Here is a 17,377-nt window from a genome sequence, read left to right as displayed (position 1 = left end):
CTTTACTCCGCCGCCTGTGTATCTGCCGATCCGTTGTAGATGGGCAGTTGCATTTCAAATACCGCGCCGCCCCCCTGACCGTTACGCGCCGTTAGACGCCCGCCAAGATCGCTCACGATCCCCGATGAGATGGCAAGGCCAAGCCCCACCCCGTCGCCGGGTAGTTTCGTAGTGTAGAACGGCTCAAAGAGCGCGTCCAAGTCCTCAATCCCCGGGCCGTTGTCGCGCACGGTCAATGTGGCCGTCTCTCCTGCGCTCAGCAGGATGTCCACACGGGGGTTCCTTTCAGACTTGGTGGCATCAAGCGCGTTGCGCAAGAGGTTGACCAAAACCTGTTCGATCCGCATCTGGTCGCCAAGGGTATAAACAGGCGTGTCAGGCAGGATCTGTGCGATCTGCACCTGACGCTGGCGCAGCTGCGGCTCCATCATGCTGAGGCTCGCAGCCAAAGCATCCGCCATGTTCACGGGCGAAAACACCTCTTGGCCCTTGCGGGCATAGGATTTCAGCTGCCGCGTGATCGCGCCCATCCGCTCGATCAGGTCGTCAATCCGCCCGAACGAGCTGAGTGCCTCGTCGGGGCGGTTGCGGTTCAGCAACAGCCGCGCCCCCGCCAGATAGGTCTTCATCGCCGCAAGCGGTTGGTTCAACTCATGGCTGACAGCGGCGGACATTTCGCCCAAAGCGGCCAGTTTGTTGGATTGTTCAAGCGTCTGTTCGGCCACGGCCAGCGTCTCTTGCATGCGCACGCGTTCAGCGATTTCCCGCTGCAAGGCTACGTTAAGTGCGCGAAGTTCTGCCGACTCGCGTTGGAAAATCGCAGCGCGGCCCGCGGTGCGGCGGCTCAAAAAGTAAAACGCCAGCGCCAGAAGGATCGCGAATCCCATAACCTCAAGCGCCAGCACGCCATTCACGCGCTCGCGCACGCTCGCATAGGTGGTGTAGCTGGCGATTTGCCACCCGCGAAAGTTGATTTTGGCATCCAGCCGCATCACCGCTTCACCTTGCAAATAGGCATCGGGCGGTAAGGCCCCCCAATCCGAGGTGGCCTGAATCGCCCGCTCGATCGCGTTCTGCGGAGTTTGCATCGCCAGCGCTTGCTTCTCGGTCTGGCCCCGCCAGCGCGGCTCGGTCGAGAGGAGGATCTGGTTGTCGCTGCCCGTCACAATCACGGCTTCCGAAATGCCCGCCCACGATCTCTCGAACTTTTTAAGGTCCACCTCAACGGCGATCACCCCAAGGGTGTTGCCTCCGTTCTGGATACGGCGCGAATAGTAAAACCGGTAATCGCCTGTTTCGCGCTGCATGACACTAAAGATCGTTGAGCTGGCGCGGATGGCATCCACAAAATATGGCTCGGAGCGGAAGTTTGTCCCAAGCCAGTTGCGGTCCGTCGCCGCAACTGTGCGCCCGTCGGTGTCCAGCAAGATCAGCGATGCGGCCCCGATTTCGTCCACGAATGAGATCAGCCGCTGGGTCGACAGGGTATAATCCGCACTTTCCAAGGCCGCGATCAGGGTCGGGTCACGGCCCAACAGCTGCGGAACAATGGCGTTCTGGCGCAACTCGGCCAGAAGGTTGCCGCCATAAAGAGCAAGCCGCACTTCGGCACGGTTGCGCGTCGTCTCGGTGAACTGTTCGGTTAGGACACGGTTGGTGACGGACACCACAACAATGGCAAGCACCAGCAGCGCCACAAGGGCGACCCTCACCCGCCAGCTGATCGCGGCGGGTTGCCATGTCGGTGTCGTCAGGGATTGATTACGGCTCATGCCGGCACCCTATCACAGGGTGCCGTGCGCTCAAGTCACGCGGTGGTCAAAGCACCCGCCAATGCGCGGAAGAGCGCCACCCCGTCGGTGCCGCCGTGCCCGGCATCCGCTGCCCGCTCGGGGTGAGGCATCATGCCCAGCACGCGGCGGTTGTCCGACAGAATGCCCGCGATGTCAGCCTGCGCCCCGTTGGGGTTGTCGGTATAGGTAAAGGCCACGCGGTCATCGTCTTGCAACTGCTTGATCGTCGCCTCGTCAGCGAAATAATTGCCATCATGGTGCGCAATCGGAATATCAATCACGTCGCCCGCGTTATATCCGGCCGTATAGTCCGATGCCGAAGTCTCGACCTTCAAACCGACCGTCTTGCAAATGTACTTCAACCCCGCATTGCGCAGCAAAGCACCGGGCAACAAACCTGTCTCGGTCAACACCTGAAAGCCGTTACAGACCCCCAGCACATAGCCGCCACGCGCGGCATGTGCCGCCACCGATTTGCACACAGGCGACTGCGCCGCAATCGCCCCGCAACGCAAATAGTCACCATAAGAAAATCCGCCCGGAACACCGACAACATCAATGCCATCGGGCAAATCGCTGTCCTTGTGCCAGACCATCGTGACATCCGCGCCCGCTTGCTCAAACGCCACCGCAAGGTCGCGGTCACAGTTTGAACCGGGGAATACGACGACCGCAGCGCGCATCACACCACCTCGACCGAGTAGCTCTCGATCACCGTGTTGGCCAACAGCTTCTCGCACATCTGTGTCACATCAGCCTCGGTCGCGCCCTCGGCCAGGTCCAGCTCGATCACCTTGCCCTGCCGCACGCCTTGCACACCGTCAAAGCCCATCGCCCCCAGCGCGTGGCGCACGGCCTCGCCCTGCGGGTCCAACACACCATTCTTCAACATTACATGCACCCGAGCTTTCATAGCGCGACACCTTCTTCTTTATTTTGCCTTTAAACTCAATCCGACAGCAGCGTCAGTTGATCAGCGTTGGTTTTGTAATCGGCGTAGAGCTTTTGGGCATCACGCCCAACCGCTTGGCCACTTCAGTATAGGCATCCGTGAGCGAGCCAAGATCGCGGCGGAACACGTCCTTGTCCAGCTTCTCACCCGTCTCGATGTCCCACAAACGACAGCTGTCGGGCGAGATTTCGTCGGCAACGATCAAACGCTGGAAATCGCCGTCAAACACCCGGCCGACTTCAATCTTGAAGTCCACCAGCTTGATGCCAACGCCGTACATAACACCTGACATGAAATCATTGACCCGCAGCGCGAGGCTCAGAATATCGTCCATGTCTTGCTGGCTGGCCCAGCCAAACGCGGCAATGTGTTCTTCGCTGACCAAAGGATCACCCAGCGCGTCGTCTTTATAGCTGTATTCAACAACGGGGCGCGGCAGCTGTGTGCCTTCTTCCAGCCCCAAACGCTTTGCGATGCTGCCAGCGGCATAATTGCGCACGATCACTTCAAGCGGCACAATCTCGACCTGGCGTACCAGCTGCTCGCGCATGTTGAGCCTTTTGATGAAATGCGTCGGCACCCCGATCTGGTTCAGGCCGGTCATGAAATATTCGGACAGGCGGTTGTTCAACACACCCTTCCCATCAATCACGGCTTTCTTCTCGGCATTGAATGCTGTCGCGTCATCCTTGAAGTATTGCACAATGGTGCCCGGCTCCGGGCCTTCATAGAGAATCTTTGCTTTGCCTTCGTAGATTTTCTTGCGGCGGGCCATGGGCGTCCCCTGTTTGAGGATGGGCGCGGGGCAGTCCCGCATCCCTGTTATCGCGTCTCATAGTGTACCGCGTCCAGTGCTGCAAGCATCCAGCGACGCCTGCGTGCGCAAGAAACCATGACCCACATTCATAATTGTGATGAAGATTATGAATTTGCCAACATGCGGCGCCTATGAAAACAGCACTTAACCCTTATCCGGAGACTTCATATGTCCAATCCCCTGATCGATCTGCTGGCCGAAAAATCCTTTTTGCTGGCCGATGGCGCCACAGGCACCAACCTGTTCAACATGGGGTTGGAATCAGGTGAGCCGCCGGAATTCTGGAACACCGACAAACCCGAGAATATCACAAAGCTTTACCGCGGCGCTGTAAATGCGGGATCCGATCTGTTCCTCACCAACAGTTTCGGGGCCAATGCCTCGCGCCTTAAATTGCACAACGCGCAAAACCGCGCGCATGAGCTAAGCCGCGTCGCCGCCGAGATTGCCCGCGAGGTTGCCGATACCGCAGGACGCAAAGTCATCGTCGCAGGCTCGGTCGGCCCCACGGGCGAAATTATGGAGCCTGTCGGCACGCTCAGCCACGCGACCGCCGTCGAGATGTTCCACGAGACAGCCGATGGCCTGAAGGCAGGCGGTGCCGACGTCGGATGGTTAGAGACGATCTCGGCCCCCGAAGAATATGCGGCCGCCGCCGAAGGGTTCGCGCTGGCAGGTCTGCCGTGGGTCGGCACGATGAGCTTTGACACCGCAGGGCGCACGATGATGGGCATGACCTCCGAAGGTATGGCGGAAATGGTCGCGGGTATGGATAACGCGCCGCTGGCGTTCGGGGCCAACTGCGGCACAGGGGCGTCTGATCTGTTGCGCACGGTCTTGGGCTTTGCGGGCAAAACCGACACGCCGATTGTCGCCAAAGGCAACGCAGGCATCCCCAAATACGTCGAAGGCCACATCCACTATGACGGCACGCCCGAACTGATGGCGACCTATGCGCTGATGGCGCGCAACTGCGGCGCGCAAATCATCGGCGGCTGTTGTGGCACCATGCCGGGCCACCTTGAGAAGATGCGCGAAGCCCTTGATTCCACGCCGAAAGGATCGGCCCCCGATCTGGAAGAAATTGTCGCAGCGCTTGGCGCGTTTTCATCCGCCAGTGACGGCACGGACGGTGCAGGCCCTACCCGCGCCCCGCGCCGCAGCCGCCGCCGCTCCTAGGCAAGTCGGTCTTGCACCCGATTTCGCACGCATATGCGCCCCAACACGTCGCGCCACGGCATTTTGAGGTCGCAATTGGTTTAGTATTTGGGCCGCAGTCTGACAAAACTTGACGCAGTACGGCCTCAGGGTTCTTTAACAAAGGCCCCTTAAACAAAAAGCCCATAAGCAAAGGGAATGCCATGTCTGACGAAGACGAAATCATCCTGTCGGAACTCGACGATGAAGAGCTGGTCCAGCAAATGTTCGATGACCTTTATGATGGCCTCAAAGAGGAAATCGAAGAAGGTGTGAACATCTTGCTAGAGCGTAAATGGGCGCCCTACGATATTCTGACAAAGGCACTTGTCGGTGGGATGACCATCGTCGGCGCCGACTTCCGCGACGGTATCCTGTTTGTGCCCGAAGTACTGCTGGCCGCCAACGCCATGAAGGGCGGGATGCATATTCTCAAGCCGCTGCTGGCCGAAACAGGTGCGCCCCGTGTGGGCAAAATGGTCATCGGCACCGTCAAAGGCGACATTCACGACATCGGCAAAAACCTCGTCGGGATGATGATGGAAGGCGCGGGTTTCGAGGTCGTCGACCTTGGCATCAATAACTCGGTCGAGGCATACCTCGAAGCGATGGAGGCCGAAGGCCCCGACATCCTTGGCATGTCCGCTCTGCTGACCACAACCATGCCCTATATGAAAGTCGTGATCGACACGATGGTCGAACAAGGCATCCGCGACGACTATATCGTTCTCGTCGGCGGCGCGCCATTGAACGAAGAGTTCGGCAAAGCCATCGGCGCAGACGCCTATTGCCGCGACGCGGCCGTTGCAGTCGAGACAGCCAAAGAATGGGTTGGCCGCAAACACAACAGCCAGAATGCCTAAGGCCGAAGCGCCAAAGTCAAGAAAACCCAAGGCCCTGCATCTGCGGGGCCTTTTTTCCAAGGCGCGCCGCACCTAGGTTAAGTCTAACCAAAGGAAGACAAATGCCCATGCCCCTCTTCGCGCTGATCGCCGCCGTTATCCTCGCCGCTGGAGTTACCATCTGGCTGGCCACGCCCCTCATTGGCACCTCCGGTTTGGCCTTCGTCCTTCCCGTTACCTGTCTCGCGGCACTGCTGATCCGGTCGCGCCGAAAATGAGCCTTTCCGACGATGCCCTGACCAACCACGGCCTGCCGCTGGACCATACAACAGGCAAGGTGCTGATCATCGCCTGCGGTGCCTTGGCCCGCGAAATCATCGACCTGAAACAGGCAAGCGGCTGGACCCATCTGGACCTGACCTGCCTGCCCGCAAACTATCACCTCTATCCGGACAAAATCACCGACGCTGTGCGCACGGCCGTCACAAAACACCGTCCTGACTATGACAACATCTTCATCGCCTACGCCGATTGCGGCACAGGCGGCCTGCTGCAATCCGCCTGTGCCGAGCTGGGCGTGGAAATGATTGCAGGCCCGCACTGCTACAGCTTCTTCGAGGGCAATGACAGCTTCACCCAAACCGCCGAGACGGAGATCACCACCTTCTACCTCACCGATTTTCTGGTCCGCCAGTTCGAGGCCTTCATCATCAAGCCCATGGGCCTCGACCGCCACCCCGAACTGCGCGACATGTATTTTGGAAACTACGAAAAACTGGTCTACCAGTCCCAAACCGACAACGCGGACCTCATCGCAAAAGCGCAGACCTGCGCCTCCCGCCTTGGCCTGCGGTTCGAGCACCGCCATACAGGCTACGGCGATCTGCAAACCGCGCTCGCCCGCCTGTAATTTTTATTTTTTCTGGCCCCAAATATTCCAGGGGAATTGGCCCCCTAACCCGCTGCGATTAAACCGCTTGCGCCGCTGTCTCGCGCACCCGCTCGATCATGGCCCGCAATCCGTTTGACCGCTGCGCCGACAAATGATCGTTCAATCCCAGTCGCCCCATCTGCGCCCGCGCATCCACCTCCATCACCTGCGCAGGCGTCAGCCCGTTATAGAGTGTGCGCAACACCGCAATCAGCCCCGAGACAATCATCGCATCCGACGCGCCGTCGAAATGCAGACGCCCGTCTTTCATCTCGGCATGCAGCCAGACCTGACTGGCACAACCGTCCACTTTTGTCGCGGGCACGCGCAGGGCTTCGGGCAAGGCTTCCATCGCTTTGCCTTGATCAATTACATGGCGATACCGATCTTCCCAGTCGTCCAGAAACTCGAAATCCTCAACCAGTTCTTCAAATGCCTCGGTGCTCATTGCTCATTCTCCGTATGCGCGTGTCAAAGGCACAGGTAGGGCCAAGTTGCGCCTGCGTCCAGCCCTGCCTCTTTCCATGGGCGCAGGGATGCGGTAGGCACTAGGCTAACGGCACTATTACTCGGCAGGTCCCATGCGCATTTCTCTCTCATTCCTTCTGGTCGCCACCCTTAGCGTAGGCGGCTGCGGCTATCTCCGCGACAGCGCATTGAACCCTTCCAACTGGTTCGGCAACAGCACCTCCCAACCGATCGAGGCAGGTGACGCCACGCCTGTAAACCCGCTCATCCCGCAAAAATCGGGCTTGTTTGCAGGCCGCCGTGAAGCTGCGGGACTGTACATCGGCAAACCCATCGACGAAATCGTCGAGCTCAAGATCGAGCGCGTTCAAGGCGGTGCCATCATCCGCGCCACAGGCCGCGCCGACCGTCAGGGCATCTATGAGGTTCAGCTGACCCCCGTGAACGAGGAAGAGCTGCCGGTCAAAGGTGTGCTGACCTACCGTCTTGAGGGGGTAAAGCCCAGCCGCGGCACGGCTGTGGGCGGTCCTGCCACCCGCGAAGTAACGGCGGCACGCCAGCGCACAGATCAGGAACTGCGCGGCGTGCGCAGCATTCGGGTCGAAGGGGTGCGCAACGCCCGCGTCGCCCGCCGCTAACCCCGTAGAGTGACGGCGCGGCAGCACGCCAATAAGCGATGAGCGCCGTCTATTAAACGTTTACGACTTTTACGTTATTCCCGACAGCTGTCAGCGCGATCTTGCCTTCGCACAGCGCCAGCGCATCCGAGCCAAACACCTCCATGCGCCACCCGCGGAGTGCTGCAACATCGCGCGATCCCGCCGCGATCGCATCCAGATCGGAGGCCGTCGCGATCAGCTTGGCCGCGACGCCCGCACTTTCGGTCTTTGCCTTCAAAAGCACGCGCAACAGATCAGCCAGCGCAGGGTTCACCTGCAATTTCTCGCGGCTGCGATCGGGTTGCGGCAGCTTGTCATTAGGGCATGCCACACCTGCCGCGACGGCCTTCAGGATACCTTCGGCAATGTCGCCCTTGCGTGCATCGCGCAATAACAGCCGTGCACGGCTCAGCTCTTCGTGATTCTTGGGCTTGTTCGAGGCCAGCTCAACCATCGCATCGTCTTTATACACACGGTTGCGCGGGATATTGCGTTCTTGCGCAAAGGCTTCGCGGAACGCTGCCAATTCACGCACCACGGCCAGAAACTTGCCCGAGTTTGTGCGCGTCTTCACCCGCTTCCACGCATCTTGCGGGGCGGTGATATAGGTGTCGGGGTTGGTCAGAATCTGCAGCTCTTCCTCAACCCATTTGTGACGGCCTGTCTCCTCCAGCTTGGCAGCGAGGAATTCGTAAATCTGGCGCAGGTGCGTCACATCTGCCAGCGCATAGGTCTTTTGCGCATCCGTCAGCGGACGGCGCGACCAATCGGTAAACCGCGAGGTCTTGTCCACGCCTTCTTTGGCAATCTTGCGCACCAGCGTCTCGTAGCCGACCTGCTCGCCAAAGCCGCAGACCATGGCGGCGACCTGCGTGTCAAACAGCGGCTCGGGGAAAACCTGCGCATCTACGTAAAAGATTTCCAAGTCCTGACGCGCTGCATGAAAGACTTTGACCACAGAGGTGTCGCGAAACAGCTCGTACAGCGGCTCAAGCGACAGGCCCTCGGCCAGCGGGTCCACCAAAACCGCACCTTCGTCATCGGTGCCAGGCATCGCCAGCTGCACCAGACACAGTTTCGAATAATAGGTCCGTTCGCGCAGAAACTCTGTATCTACTGTGACAAAGTCATGCGTTGCAGCCTGCGCGCAATAGCTGGCCAGCTCGTCGGTGGTGGTAATCGTCCGCATAGTCAAAATCCTCAAACTTGTCCCAATCGGTACAGGCTTGGCCAAGGATTTACCAGTCAGCTTTGCAAAATCACAGGTGTATGGTCTCCGGCGGCGAAACGGCGCAGCACAGCGGGGTACAAAAGGTGTTCTTGGACCAATACCCGTGCGGCCAGCGCCTCGGCTGTGTCATCTTTCAAGACGGGCACCTGTGCTTGGCCAAGGATGGGGCCATCGTCCAGCTCGGCTGTGACCTCGTGAACGGTGCAGCCATGCACGGTGTCGCCAGCCTCCAAGGCCCGCGCATGGGTGTGCAAGCCTTTGTATTTGGGCAACAAAGACGGGTGGATGTTCAGCATCCGACCCCGCCATTGGTCCGTGAACCCGCCCGTCAGGATGCGCATGAACCCCGCCAGACAGATCATATCGGGCGCATAGGGTTTCAACGCTTCGGTAATTGCGGATTCGAACGCGGGCCGATCGCCTTTAAACGGGCGCTGATCCACCGCGACGGTCGGCACGCCGCGCTCTGCCGCGCGGGCCAGCCCGCCTGCATCCGCGCTGTTGGCCAGCACGACACAAGGCATCGCTGCATGGCCGCCCTTCGCCATGTCATCCAGCAGCGCCACCATGTTGGAGCCGCCACCAGACAAAAACACCGCCACCCGTTTCATTACAGAAGGCTACCCGTGTAGGCGACACCATCCGTGTCTGTCACAGTGCCGATCTTAAAGACAGTCTCGCCCGCGTCGCGCAGCATCTTTGCCGCGGCCTCGGCCTTGTCCGCAGGGACCACGGCGATCATGCCCAGCCCTGAGTTAAAGGTCTTGAGCAGCTCAGCCTCGTCCATACCGCCGTGTGCTGTGAGCCAGCGGAAAACAGGCGGCAGATCCCAAGCGCCCAGATCAATTTGCGCGCCCATGCCCTCGGGCAGAACGCGAGGCAGGTTTTCTGTCAGGCCACCGCCCGTGATATGGGCCAGCGCGTTGACATGCCCTGCCCGTGCAACCTCGAGCGTGGATTTCACATAAAGACGCGTTGGCGTCAGCAGCACCTCGCCCAATGTGCCCGCATCCCACGGGCACGGATCGTCCCAGTTCATGCCCGAATGCTCGACAATCACGCGCACAAGGCTGTAGCCGTTGGAATGCACACCGTCACTGGCAAGCCCCAACAACACGTCGCCCGCCGCCACACCCGAAGGCAGCGTGCCACCGCGCTCCATCGCGCCAACGCTAAAGCCCGCAAGGTCGAAATCGCCTTCGGGGTACATGCCGGGCATCTCTGCCGTCTCGCCGCCGATCAGCGCACAGCCGGACTGCTCACAGCCTTTGGCGATGCCCTCGATAATGCGGGCAGCGATGTCCAGCTCCAGCTTGCCTGTGGCGAAATAATCAAGGAAAAACAGCGGCTCTGCCCCTTGGCAAACCAGATCGTTGACGCACATGGCCACCAGATCAATGCCGACACCGTCGACATTGCCTGTGTCAATCGCGATGCGCAGTTTGGTGCCGACACCGTCGGTGGCCGCAACCAGAACAGGATCGGTATAGCCAGCCGCCTTGAGATCAAATAGCGCGCCAAACCCGCCAAGCCCCGACATCACGCCCGACCGCGTCGTGCGCTTTGCCGCCGGTTTAATCCGCTCGACCAATGCGTTGCCTGCATCAATGTCCACACCCGCATCCGCATAGGTGATCCCGTTTTTCGCATCCGTCATGTGCTTTGCTTGCCTTCGTCAGTTTTCTTTGCCCCCCCGATAGCGCAGTTGGCCCAATACGGCAATGCGGCCACGGTATGTTGCGGCCGCCCTTTTGCGCCCAAAGCCCAGTTTTTCACCAATCATGGGCCGCCCCCCTTGACGCGGAAAAGCCATAGCCCTACCCACATCCTTGGCGGGCCTGTAGCTCAACTGGTTAGAGCAGAGCGCTCATAACGCTTTGGTTGCGGGTTCAAGTCCTGCCGGGCCTACCAATTCCTCCGCCACTTTCAACAAAGATAAAGCGTTCGGGCGCAGCGGCTTGTGGGCCGTTTCTAATGTAACGGTTCGGGCATGAAAAAGGGCGGAAACGCTTGTGCGTCCCGCCCTTGAGTGTGTGATCCTGTCAGACCTCAGTTGGTGATGATCTGGAAATCAATACGGCTGCGTACCGCGTCGGGCTGGCCTTCAACCGCGACGGAATATGACGGCGCACCGATCAGCATTTGATCCGAGCTGTGCCCCTCGCCGATCAAAGCCCCTGTCAGTGCAAGCGCACGCAGGCGCCCTGTTGTATAGCTTTCGCGCAGGCCGGGCACATCAGAGTGATGGCCGACCATGCGAACCCGCGTCCCGGGGCAGGCTTTTGCATCCTTCACCAGATCGGCCACCGGCCCCAACAGCTCTTTGTCGAGGATGATCGCGCGCGGCTCGAACGTGACTTTGGTTGCGGCGGCTTTCTGCTTCAGTTGGGATACGCAGGCGGCCGTGCTGGGTTGGTTCCAGCTAAAGCTCGGCTCGCTGATGCTTGCGGTTTCGATGTCCTCGACCAGCTTCACAAGGCGGAATTCCACGCGGCGGTCATAGTAGGCAGCGCTTTCGGGCCCCGTGACGTCCGACGGTGTCTGATCCCCCATGCCGACGGCCACAAAGCGCGATGTGTTGATCCCCGCAGACGTCAGGCGCGCAATGACGGAGTCGGCGCGTTTCTGGCTGAGTTGCAGGTTCACCTGACTGTTGCCCGACGGGTCCGAATGGCCTTCGACGTTGACGGCATAACCGGGGCATTCGTTCAGGATTTGCCCCATCAGGCGCGCTTTGATCAGGCCCGTAGGGTCAGCCGCAGTGCCGCCCTCGGGAAAGTAGATGCGCGTAGTCGCGGCCAGCGCGTTCAGGTCCTCGCCGCAAAATGTATTCGCGGTCAGCGCCTCTTTCTGGATGTCGAAAAAGGCAGCGGCCTGCCGTTCGGTGGTCGCTTTTTCGGTCGCGATTTCAAGCAGGTCCACAGGCTCGGCGCGGGTTACGACATCGTTTTGTTCACTGGCCTGTGGCGCACTGGCTTCATCCTTGGTCGCGGCGGTCGCCACCAGGGCGTTGAACTTGTCCCAACGGCTTTCGCCTTCGGTTGCAACCTGTGGTGTTGTGGCCTCTGCTACGGGCGCTGTGGCTTGCGCGACCACGGCCTCGATCGGCGCGATCAGCGGCGCCTGAGAAGGCGTTTGTACCTGTACCGAGGGCGTTGTTTCCGGTGCGATCTGGACGGCGTTGCTGAACGTCGCTGGGGCAGCCGCTTGCTGCCCTTTGCTGAATACCCCTGACGAGATCAGCGCGATTGTCGATACTGCGATCGCGAAAGTTGGCGCAATCCACACCAAATTTGCCTTAAACGATTCCATACTGCTTACTTAGCCCCCACTAAATATTGATAGTTACACTGCCTGTTTGGCATTATACTGCGTTACGCACCAGTTATAGTGGTAAACGCACAGCTGCCGTCAACCTAAACAGTATAAAATCTTCGCAAACCAACATTTTTTAGTGGGAAAAACGCCAACTGGTCGGTGTGAACCGCGCTGTGTTCCACACGCAGCACCAGCGCTTGAATACGTTTCCGCCTGATAAACCGCTGCGCGATTCGAGGTTAACGCCTGTCAGGTGCGCATCGGGCTGACATACCAGTTCACCTTCATTTCGACGACCGTTTGATCCTCGGCATCGCGGATGTCGATCGTAACGTCAAAGGCGGTTTTTCCTGCCTCTTCAATCTCGGCCATCAGGTCCGCCCCTTTGCGCGATGTGGTCGCCGTAGCGATCAGCGTGCCTTGGGCGAATCTCTTGTAGGTGATCTCGGCCACGGCGGCGACGGGGCGCATTTGCAGAATGACGGGAGCCAAAGCGCCCGCGACTGCGGCGCCCGATGCGGCCTCGCCCAAGGTGAACATCGCGCCTGCGTGCTGCCCCTTGATATGGTTTTCCGTCTCGCGCCGCTGGTCCAGCTTGGCTGTCGCGGTCCCGTCGGTAATGTCGAGCAATTCGACGCCGGTGTGCGTGGCATAAGGGACGGCTTGGCCCAGATGGGCTTTGATCATCTCGTAAGGGTCCATTGTGTCCTCCTGCGCGGTTTCGGGGATCATGCACCGCACAAGGGCGCAGATCAATATTGCCGATGCGTAAAGTCGCGGCCTATCGGGCGATGACGATGTCGGCGCGCAAACCGCCCAAGGCGTCCGAGTGGCCCAAACGCAAGACCCCGCCGTGGCTGCGGGCAATATCAACCGCAATGGCAAGCCCAAGGCCCACGCCGCCGCCTTTGTCCTGATTGCGCGAAGGGTCCAGACGGGTGAAGGGGCGTGTCGCCTCCTCGCGCTGGGATTGGGGGATGCCGGGGCCGTCGTCTTCGACGCGGATGCGCAGGGTCTTGTCCGTCAGCATCACCGACACCTCGGCCCGCGCTCCATAGCGCACCCCGTTCGAGATCAGGTTATCCACCGCCCGCCGCATCGCCACACTGCGCAGCATGACGGTGCCCTGCCCTTCGCCCTCACGCGGATGCAGCGTCACATCGCGCCCTGCCCGCTGGGCGTTTGCCACGATGTCCTGGACCATCGCCATCGGATCTACGGCCTCCGGCTCCCCCTCGGCAGCGCCTTTGGCAAAGCTGAGGAACTCATCCAGCATCCCCTGCATATCCGCGACATCCGCCAACAGCGGCTCTGCCTCCTCGTCCTCTAACATGGCAAGGCCCAGTCGCAAGCGGGTCAGCGGCGTGCGCAGGTCGTGGCTGACGCCAGACAGCATCAGCGTGCGCTGCTCTATATGGCGCTCAATCCGCTGGCGCATGTCGAGGAAGGCATTGCCTGCGGCACGCAGCTCGACCGCACCGGCGGGGGTGAAATGCAGGTTGCGCCCGCGGCCAAAGGCTTCGGCGGCGCGGGCAAGGCGTTTGATCGGACGCAACTGGTTGCGCAAATAGATAATGGCGATGATGGTCATCAACAGGCCAAACGCGATGGTATAGACAAACATCTGGTGCGGGTTCGAGGCCGAGATGCGGCGGCGGTCGAATGTGATGGCCAGCGGGCCAAGATCACTTTGCACAAAGACCCGCACCGCTTTGTTATCCGAGGTCAGATCAAGACCTGCAAACCCCTCCAGACGCTGCGCCAGCCGCTGTGTCATCACCCGACCTGAATAGTCATACCACTCCCGCGTTGTGACGATCTGGTCGGGGGTTACGGGGGCAAGTGTGATTTCCAGCGCGGCCAGATCACGCGCCACGGCATCGGCGGCGGCCTGCGGCGTGGATTGCATCTGCGCCACTTGCATCGCAAGTGTCAGTTCGCGCACGACAGTGTCGGTCATCTGATGGGTAACGCCTTCAAAATGGCGCTGCGCAAAGATCACGGTAACAACCAGCTGCAAAAAAACCACCGGCAGCAACAAGATCAGCGCCGCACGCCCATAGATGCCGCGTGGCATATAGTGTTTGAGAAACTCGAAGGACATGGCATACCGTAAATCTTCAGACGTCCGAGCGAAAGGCAAAACCATGCAAGCACCCGATGACTTTGATCCGCCGATTGGTGTGGCCCAAACGCTGGAGCCGGGGCTGCGGCGGATCGTGGCGCCGAACCCCTCGCCCATGACCTATCGCGGGACGAATACCTACCTGTTGGGCACCCGTGCGCTGGCTGTGATCGACCCGGGCCCGAATGACCCCGCACATCTGGAGGCGATTCTGAACGCGCTCACGCCAGAGCAGCACGTCAGCCACATTATTGTGACGCATACGCACCTTGACCACTCTCCGCTGGCGCGGGATCTGGCGGCGCGTACAGGCGCGCCTGTTCTGGCGTTCGGCCGCGCAGATGCGGGCCGTTCTGCCGCGATGCAGGCGCTGGCTGCCGCAGGCACCGTGGGCGGCGGCGAAGGCATTGATGCCGCGTTCATTCCCGACCAGACTGTGGCAGACGGCCAGATCATCTCTGGCGACGGTTGGGCGTTGGAAGTCCTGCACACCCCCGGCCATATCGGCAACCACATCGCGTTGGGCTGGGGCGATGCCTGCCTGACGGCGGATCACGTGATGGGCTGGGCCTCGTCGCTCGTCTCGCCCCCTGACGGAGACCTCACGGATTTCATGGCCTCCTGTGCGCGCCTGCAAGCCCGCGACTGGCGCGTGTTCTACCCCGGCCACGGCGCGCAAGTCGACGACCCCGCCGCCCGGTTGCAGTGGCTGGTGACCCACCGCCGCACCCGCGAATCCGCGATCCTTGCGCTGTTGGCAAAAGCCCCCGCAGCCGCCCCCGATCTGGCCCGCACCATCTACACCGAGACCCCCGCAGCCCTTCTGGGCGCGGCCACCCGAAACGTACTTGCCCATCTGATCGACCTGCACGGACGTGGCATTGTGACCAGCACGGAGCCCCTGCACGAGGAAGCAATTTTCACCTGTATTCCGCGCGAATAATTTTTTTCACAAAACCGCACAAAACCCTCTGGACGCGCCAAAATACCGCCGCTATACGATGCAGACCGTTCCGACGTAGCTCAGCGGTAGAGCAGTTGACTGTTAATCAATTGGTCGTAGGTTCGATCCCTACCGTCGGAGCCATTTCCCTCATAAGCACTTGTTATATAAGCCCTTATGAGGGAAATGGTCTTTAACTGCGGCACCGCAGTGTACCACCACCTCAGCCATTTGCGTTCCATCCGTTTTTAGAGAACGGAATGATGATGAACACACAGCCCCACCTGTCGAAACGCGGCGATGTTTACCAATGGCGGCGTAAAACCAGACGCTTTTCCACAGGAAACATCGATATCAAGCTCTCCTTAGGGACGACAGATCGTCAGCATGCGCTTATCTTGGCTCGGAAAGTCAGCGCAGAGAGTGATATGGTCATGGAGCAAATTTCTGGAAGTCGGATCACGCCCGAACAGGGTCGGGCGTTTCTGTCCGAAGTGATCCGCAAAGAACGGGCCAAGATCGCTCAACTCAGCATGTTCAGTCGTGTAGACAGCCTCGATCCGGCAGATGAAGCCTGCCACGATGCCGCAATGGCCGAGGCATGGCAGCGGGTCTCGTCGCATGGCATTAATCACATCGTTTCGGAGGAAGCGTCCGATCTGGTGCGTAGTAATATCGATTTGATCCGCAGCGACCTGAGCAGCCATCCTCGCAAGCAGGCCCTCCAGCGGGTTTTCCAAGAACAAACAGGGCAGGATCAGTTGTCAGCGCTGGAGTACATGCAGGTTATGGACCTGTTTGTGTCCGGAAAAGCCAAAGCGTGGGCCGAAGACGACCCCACAGAGGCCCTGACAGCCAAGGTTTCGCCCAATCCGCCCAGTAGCGACCCTGCCCTGCCCTCTTCCACCCTGCGGACCATCGTTGAGCGTATGAACGCCATCAAACGCACTGAAGGCATCGAGGAAAAGACATTGCGCCAATACTTTAGCTTTGCCGCGCTCTTCACGATGCTGACGGGACAGGATGACATCACCCAAATTCGCCAACCTGATGTGAAGGCCTTCCGCGCTGATCTCGCCCAGATGCCGAAAAGCTGGGGCAAAAGCCCCAAGGATCAGACCTCAACTCGCGAAGAGGTCATGGCGAAGTCCGCTTCTCTTCCTCTTGATAAGGTTGGCCTGTCAGTCGGGACCATCAACCGTCACCTTGATCACCTCAATCAGATTGCGGATTGGGCACGGGATGAAGGCTTGGCTGTTGACCTCAATCTCAAGCCATCGAAGCTGCGCCGCAAAGAAACCGTCCGCGCGCGCGACAAACGCGCCGCCTTCTCTGTTGAGCAACTGCATGTCGTGTTTCAAAACCCAGTCTGGACCGGCTCACATTCGGAGCATCACCAGACGAAAGCCGGACAAGAAATTTTCAAGAACGGCATCTACTGGTGTCCTTTGATTGGCGCATATACTGGTGCTCGCAGAGAAGAAATCGCGGGCCTTGCCCCATCTGACATTGTCGAAAGTGATGGCGTTGCCTGCTTCTCAATCGAAGATTCAGAGCTGCGCCGGATCAAAAACCTGTCTTCACGCCGTTTGATCCCCATCCATTCCCACCTGATTGATCTTGGCTTTTTGGATCATGTGCAGGGAACTAAAAGTAAAAAACAAAACAGCCTCTTCCCAGACCTCTATGAAGCTGGGAATGACGCGTTCGGCCGTAAGGTAGGTCGCCGCATGCGTCAGGTCATTGATCAGCAACTCGGCGCGGAGGGCGAAAAGCTCTCCTTCCACAGTCTCCGGCACTATGTGCAAAACCAACTCGATCATGAAGGCGTGGATGACAAAATTGTTCGCGATATCACGGGACACGAGGGCAAGGACGTCCACGACAAGGTTTATCGAAAAGCAACACCGACGCAGTTTCTTGTTGATGCCCTCGAAATGCTGCCCAAAATTATCTGACAGCGCCGACATCATCTATCATGGAGGCGTGCCGAAGGGCGGGAAGCGGAAGTTCGCTGCGGCTGTAAATACGGACGATGGTCTCTTATTGCGAGAAGGCCCCGATCTTTCAGCATCAAAGAAACTCGATACGACTTGCGCTT

General features: G+C 59.5%; 18 protein-coding genes and 2 tRNA genes. 9 read left to right on the top strand and 11 right to left on the bottom strand.

The annotated features are described in order from the left end of the window. Window positions 1–2 precede the first annotated feature (2 nt). The 4 genes from ABMC88_RS09610 to purC are packed head-to-tail and all read right to left on the bottom strand — an operon-like array spanning window position 3 to window position 3,520. Window positions 3–1,772 carry a sensor histidine kinase gene (locus ABMC88_RS09610; RefSeq protein WP_349576663.1) on the bottom strand — a complete coding sequence of 590 codons (1,770 nt, stop codon included), beginning with the start codon at window positions 1,770–1,772 and terminating at the stop codon, window positions 3–5. A gap of 35 nt (window positions 1,773–1,807) precedes the next feature. Then, the gene (gene purQ / locus ABMC88_RS09605) at window positions 1,808–2,476 is read right to left on the bottom strand and encodes a phosphoribosylformylglycinamidine synthase subunit PurQ (RefSeq protein ID WP_349576662.1); all 669 of its coding nucleotides are present in this window, start codon (window positions 2,474–2,476) and stop codon (window positions 1,808–1,810) included. Then, window positions 2,476–2,706 (bottom strand): phosphoribosylformylglycinamidine synthase subunit PurS, encoded by a 231-nt coding sequence (gene purS / locus ABMC88_RS09600; protein ID WP_349576661.1) that lies wholly within the window; start codon window positions 2,704–2,706, stop codon window positions 2,476–2,478. The genes purQ and purS overlap by 1 nt, the downstream gene beginning before the upstream one ends. A 52-nt stretch (window positions 2,707–2,758) precedes the next feature. After that, the gene (gene purC, locus ABMC88_RS09595; RefSeq protein ID WP_349576660.1) at window positions 2,759–3,520 is read right to left on the bottom strand and encodes a phosphoribosylaminoimidazolesuccinocarboxamide synthase; all 762 of its coding nucleotides are present in this window, start codon (window positions 3,518–3,520) and stop codon (window positions 2,759–2,761) included. A 210-nt stretch (window positions 3,521–3,730) separates the two neighbouring features. On the opposite strand from purC, the gene bmt reads away from it, so the two are divergent. From bmt to ABMC88_RS09575, 4 genes are all read left to right on the top strand, one after another. Beyond that, entirely contained in the window at window positions 3,731–4,741 is a 1,011-nt protein-coding gene (gene bmt / locus ABMC88_RS09590; protein WP_349576659.1) for a betaine--homocysteine S-methyltransferase, read from the top strand. 182 nt (window positions 4,742–4,923) lie between these two features. Further along, on the top strand, window positions 4,924–5,622 hold the full coding sequence (locus tag ABMC88_RS09585; protein WP_349576658.1) for a corrinoid protein: 699 nt from the start codon (window positions 4,924–4,926) through the stop codon (window positions 5,620–5,622). A gap of 101 nt (window positions 5,623–5,723) precedes the next feature. Then, a complete protein-coding gene (locus ABMC88_RS09580) occupies window positions 5,724–5,879 on the top strand; it encodes a hypothetical protein (RefSeq protein ID WP_349576657.1) in 156 nt (51 codons plus the stop codon). Beyond that, window positions 5,876–6,511 (top strand): DUF1638 domain-containing protein, encoded by a 636-nt coding sequence (locus ABMC88_RS09575; protein WP_349576656.1) that lies wholly within the window; start codon window positions 5,876–5,878, stop codon window positions 6,509–6,511. Before ABMC88_RS09580 ends, ABMC88_RS09575 begins: the two co-directional genes overlap by 4 nt. 58 nt (window positions 6,512–6,569) lie before the next feature. Here ABMC88_RS09575 and ABMC88_RS09570 read toward each other — a convergent pair whose 3' ends face one another. Continuing rightward, the gene (locus ABMC88_RS09570) at window positions 6,570–6,980 is read right to left on the bottom strand and encodes a SufE family protein (RefSeq protein ID WP_349576655.1); all 411 of its coding nucleotides are present in this window, start codon (window positions 6,978–6,980) and stop codon (window positions 6,570–6,572) included. 133 nt (window positions 6,981–7,113) lie between these two features. Here ABMC88_RS09570 and ABMC88_RS09565 point away from each other — a divergent pair, with 133 nt between their 5' ends. Continuing rightward, a complete protein-coding gene (locus ABMC88_RS09565) occupies window positions 7,114–7,638 on the top strand; it encodes a hypothetical protein (RefSeq protein ID WP_349576654.1) in 525 nt (174 codons plus the stop codon). Between the two features lie 52 nt (window positions 7,639–7,690). Here ABMC88_RS09565 and rnd read toward each other — a convergent pair whose 3' ends face one another. Genes rnd through purM form a run of 3 tightly spaced genes read right to left on the bottom strand, consistent with a single transcriptional unit; the run spans window position 7,691 to window position 10,547 of the window. Beyond that, window positions 7,691–8,848 carry a ribonuclease D gene (gene rnd, locus ABMC88_RS09560; RefSeq protein WP_349576653.1) on the bottom strand — a complete coding sequence of 386 codons (1,158 nt, stop codon included), beginning with the start codon at window positions 8,846–8,848 and terminating at the stop codon, window positions 7,691–7,693. A 56-nt stretch (window positions 8,849–8,904) separates the two neighbouring features. Then, window positions 8,905–9,501 (bottom strand): phosphoribosylglycinamide formyltransferase, encoded by a 597-nt coding sequence (gene purN, locus ABMC88_RS09555; RefSeq protein WP_349576652.1) that lies wholly within the window; start codon window positions 9,499–9,501, stop codon window positions 8,905–8,907. Further along, the gene (gene purM / locus ABMC88_RS09550; protein ID WP_349576651.1) at window positions 9,501–10,547 is read right to left on the bottom strand and encodes a phosphoribosylformylglycinamidine cyclo-ligase; all 1,047 of its coding nucleotides are present in this window, start codon (window positions 10,545–10,547) and stop codon (window positions 9,501–9,503) included. The genes purN and purM overlap by 1 nt, the downstream gene beginning before the upstream one ends. A 177-nt stretch (window positions 10,548–10,724) precedes the next feature. Here purM and ABMC88_RS09545 point away from each other — a divergent pair. Next, a tRNA-Ile gene (locus ABMC88_RS09545) sits at window positions 10,725–10,801 on the top strand. Window positions 10,802–10,939: 138 nt separating this feature from the next. Here ABMC88_RS09545 and ABMC88_RS09540 read toward each other — a convergent pair. The 3 genes from ABMC88_RS09540 to ABMC88_RS09530 form a co-directional block, all read right to left on the bottom strand. Then, complete coding sequence (locus ABMC88_RS09540; RefSeq protein ID WP_349576650.1) at window positions 10,940–12,178, bottom strand: OmpA family protein; 1,239 nt, start codon at window positions 12,176–12,178, stop codon at window positions 10,940–10,942. 279 nt (window positions 12,179–12,457) lie between these two features. Continuing rightward, window positions 12,458–12,940: a PaaI family thioesterase gene (locus ABMC88_RS09535; protein WP_349576649.1), complete on the bottom strand. Its 483-nt coding sequence runs from the start codon at window positions 12,938–12,940 to the stop codon at window positions 12,458–12,460. Between the two features lie 49 nt (window positions 12,941–12,989). Next, a complete protein-coding gene (locus ABMC88_RS09530) occupies window positions 12,990–14,312 on the bottom strand; it encodes an ATP-binding protein (RefSeq protein WP_349576648.1) in 1,323 nt (440 codons plus the stop codon). A gap of 43 nt (window positions 14,313–14,355) precedes the next feature. Here ABMC88_RS09530 and ABMC88_RS09525 point away from each other — a divergent pair, with 43 nt between their 5' ends. From ABMC88_RS09525 to ABMC88_RS09515, 3 genes are all read left to right on the top strand, one after another. Next, window positions 14,356–15,276, top strand: coding sequence for an MBL fold metallo-hydrolase (locus ABMC88_RS09525; RefSeq protein WP_349576647.1), 921 nt, complete (start codon window positions 14,356–14,358; stop codon window positions 15,274–15,276). A 69-nt stretch (window positions 15,277–15,345) separates the two neighbouring features. Next, a tRNA-Asn gene (locus tag ABMC88_RS09520) sits at window positions 15,346–15,420 on the top strand. A gap of 116 nt (window positions 15,421–15,536) precedes the next feature. Continuing rightward, the gene (locus ABMC88_RS09515) at window positions 15,537–17,234 is read left to right on the top strand and encodes a tyrosine-type recombinase/integrase (RefSeq protein ID WP_349576646.1); all 1,698 of its coding nucleotides are present in this window, start codon (window positions 15,537–15,539) and stop codon (window positions 17,232–17,234) included. The last annotated feature ends 143 nt before the right edge of the window (window positions 17,235–17,377 follow it).

The organism is Sulfitobacter aquimarinus, assembly GCF_040149565.1.
Taxonomy (GTDB): Bacteria; Pseudomonadota; Alphaproteobacteria; order Rhodobacterales; family Rhodobacteraceae; genus Sulfitobacter; species Sulfitobacter aquimarinus.
This window is presented reverse-complemented; position numbering and strand designations above follow the sequence as displayed.

Coding starts and splice junctions, on each gene's coding strand:
- ABMC88_RS09610 (WP_349576663.1), bottom strand. CDS start 1,772: ATGAGCCGTAATCAATCCCTGACGACACCGACATGGCAACCCGCCGCG.
- purQ (WP_349576662.1), bottom strand. CDS start 2,476: ATGCGCGCTGCGGTCGTCGTATTCCCCGGTTCAAACTGTGACCGCGAC.
- purS (WP_349576661.1), bottom strand. CDS start 2,706: ATGAAAGCTCGGGTGCATGTAATGTTGAAGAATGGTGTGTTGGACCCG.
- purC (WP_349576660.1), bottom strand. CDS start 3,520: ATGGCCCGCCGCAAGAAAATCTACGAAGGCAAAGCAAAGATTCTCTAT.
- bmt (WP_349576659.1), top strand. CDS start 3,731: ATGTCCAATCCCCTGATCGATCTGCTGGCCGAAAAATCCTTTTTGCTG.
- ABMC88_RS09585 (WP_349576658.1), top strand. CDS start 4,924: ATGTCTGACGAAGACGAAATCATCCTGTCGGAACTCGACGATGAAGAG.
- ABMC88_RS09580 (WP_349576657.1), top strand. CDS start 5,724: ATGCCCATGCCCCTCTTCGCGCTGATCGCCGCCGTTATCCTCGCCGCT.
- ABMC88_RS09575 (WP_349576656.1), top strand. CDS start 5,876: ATGAGCCTTTCCGACGATGCCCTGACCAACCACGGCCTGCCGCTGGAC.
- ABMC88_RS09570 (WP_349576655.1), bottom strand. CDS start 6,980: ATGAGCACCGAGGCATTTGAAGAACTGGTTGAGGATTTCGAGTTTCTG.
- ABMC88_RS09565 (WP_349576654.1), top strand. CDS start 7,114: ATGCGCATTTCTCTCTCATTCCTTCTGGTCGCCACCCTTAGCGTAGGC.
- rnd (WP_349576653.1), bottom strand. CDS start 8,848: ATGCGGACGATTACCACCACCGACGAGCTGGCCAGCTATTGCGCGCAG.
- purN (WP_349576652.1), bottom strand. CDS start 9,501: ATGAAACGGGTGGCGGTGTTTTTGTCTGGTGGCGGCTCCAACATGGTG.
- purM (WP_349576651.1), bottom strand. CDS start 10,547: ATGACGGATGCGAAAAACGGGATCACCTATGCGGATGCGGGTGTGGAC.
- ABMC88_RS09535 (WP_349576649.1), bottom strand. CDS start 12,940: ATGATCCCCGAAACCGCGCAGGAGGACACAATGGACCCTTACGAGATG.
- ABMC88_RS09530 (WP_349576648.1), bottom strand. CDS start 14,312: ATGTCCTTCGAGTTTCTCAAACACTATATGCCACGCGGCATCTATGGG.
- ABMC88_RS09525 (WP_349576647.1), top strand. CDS start 14,356: ATGCAAGCACCCGATGACTTTGATCCGCCGATTGGTGTGGCCCAAACG.
- ABMC88_RS09515 (WP_349576646.1), top strand. CDS start 15,537: ATGATGATGAACACACAGCCCCACCTGTCGAAACGCGGCGATGTTTAC.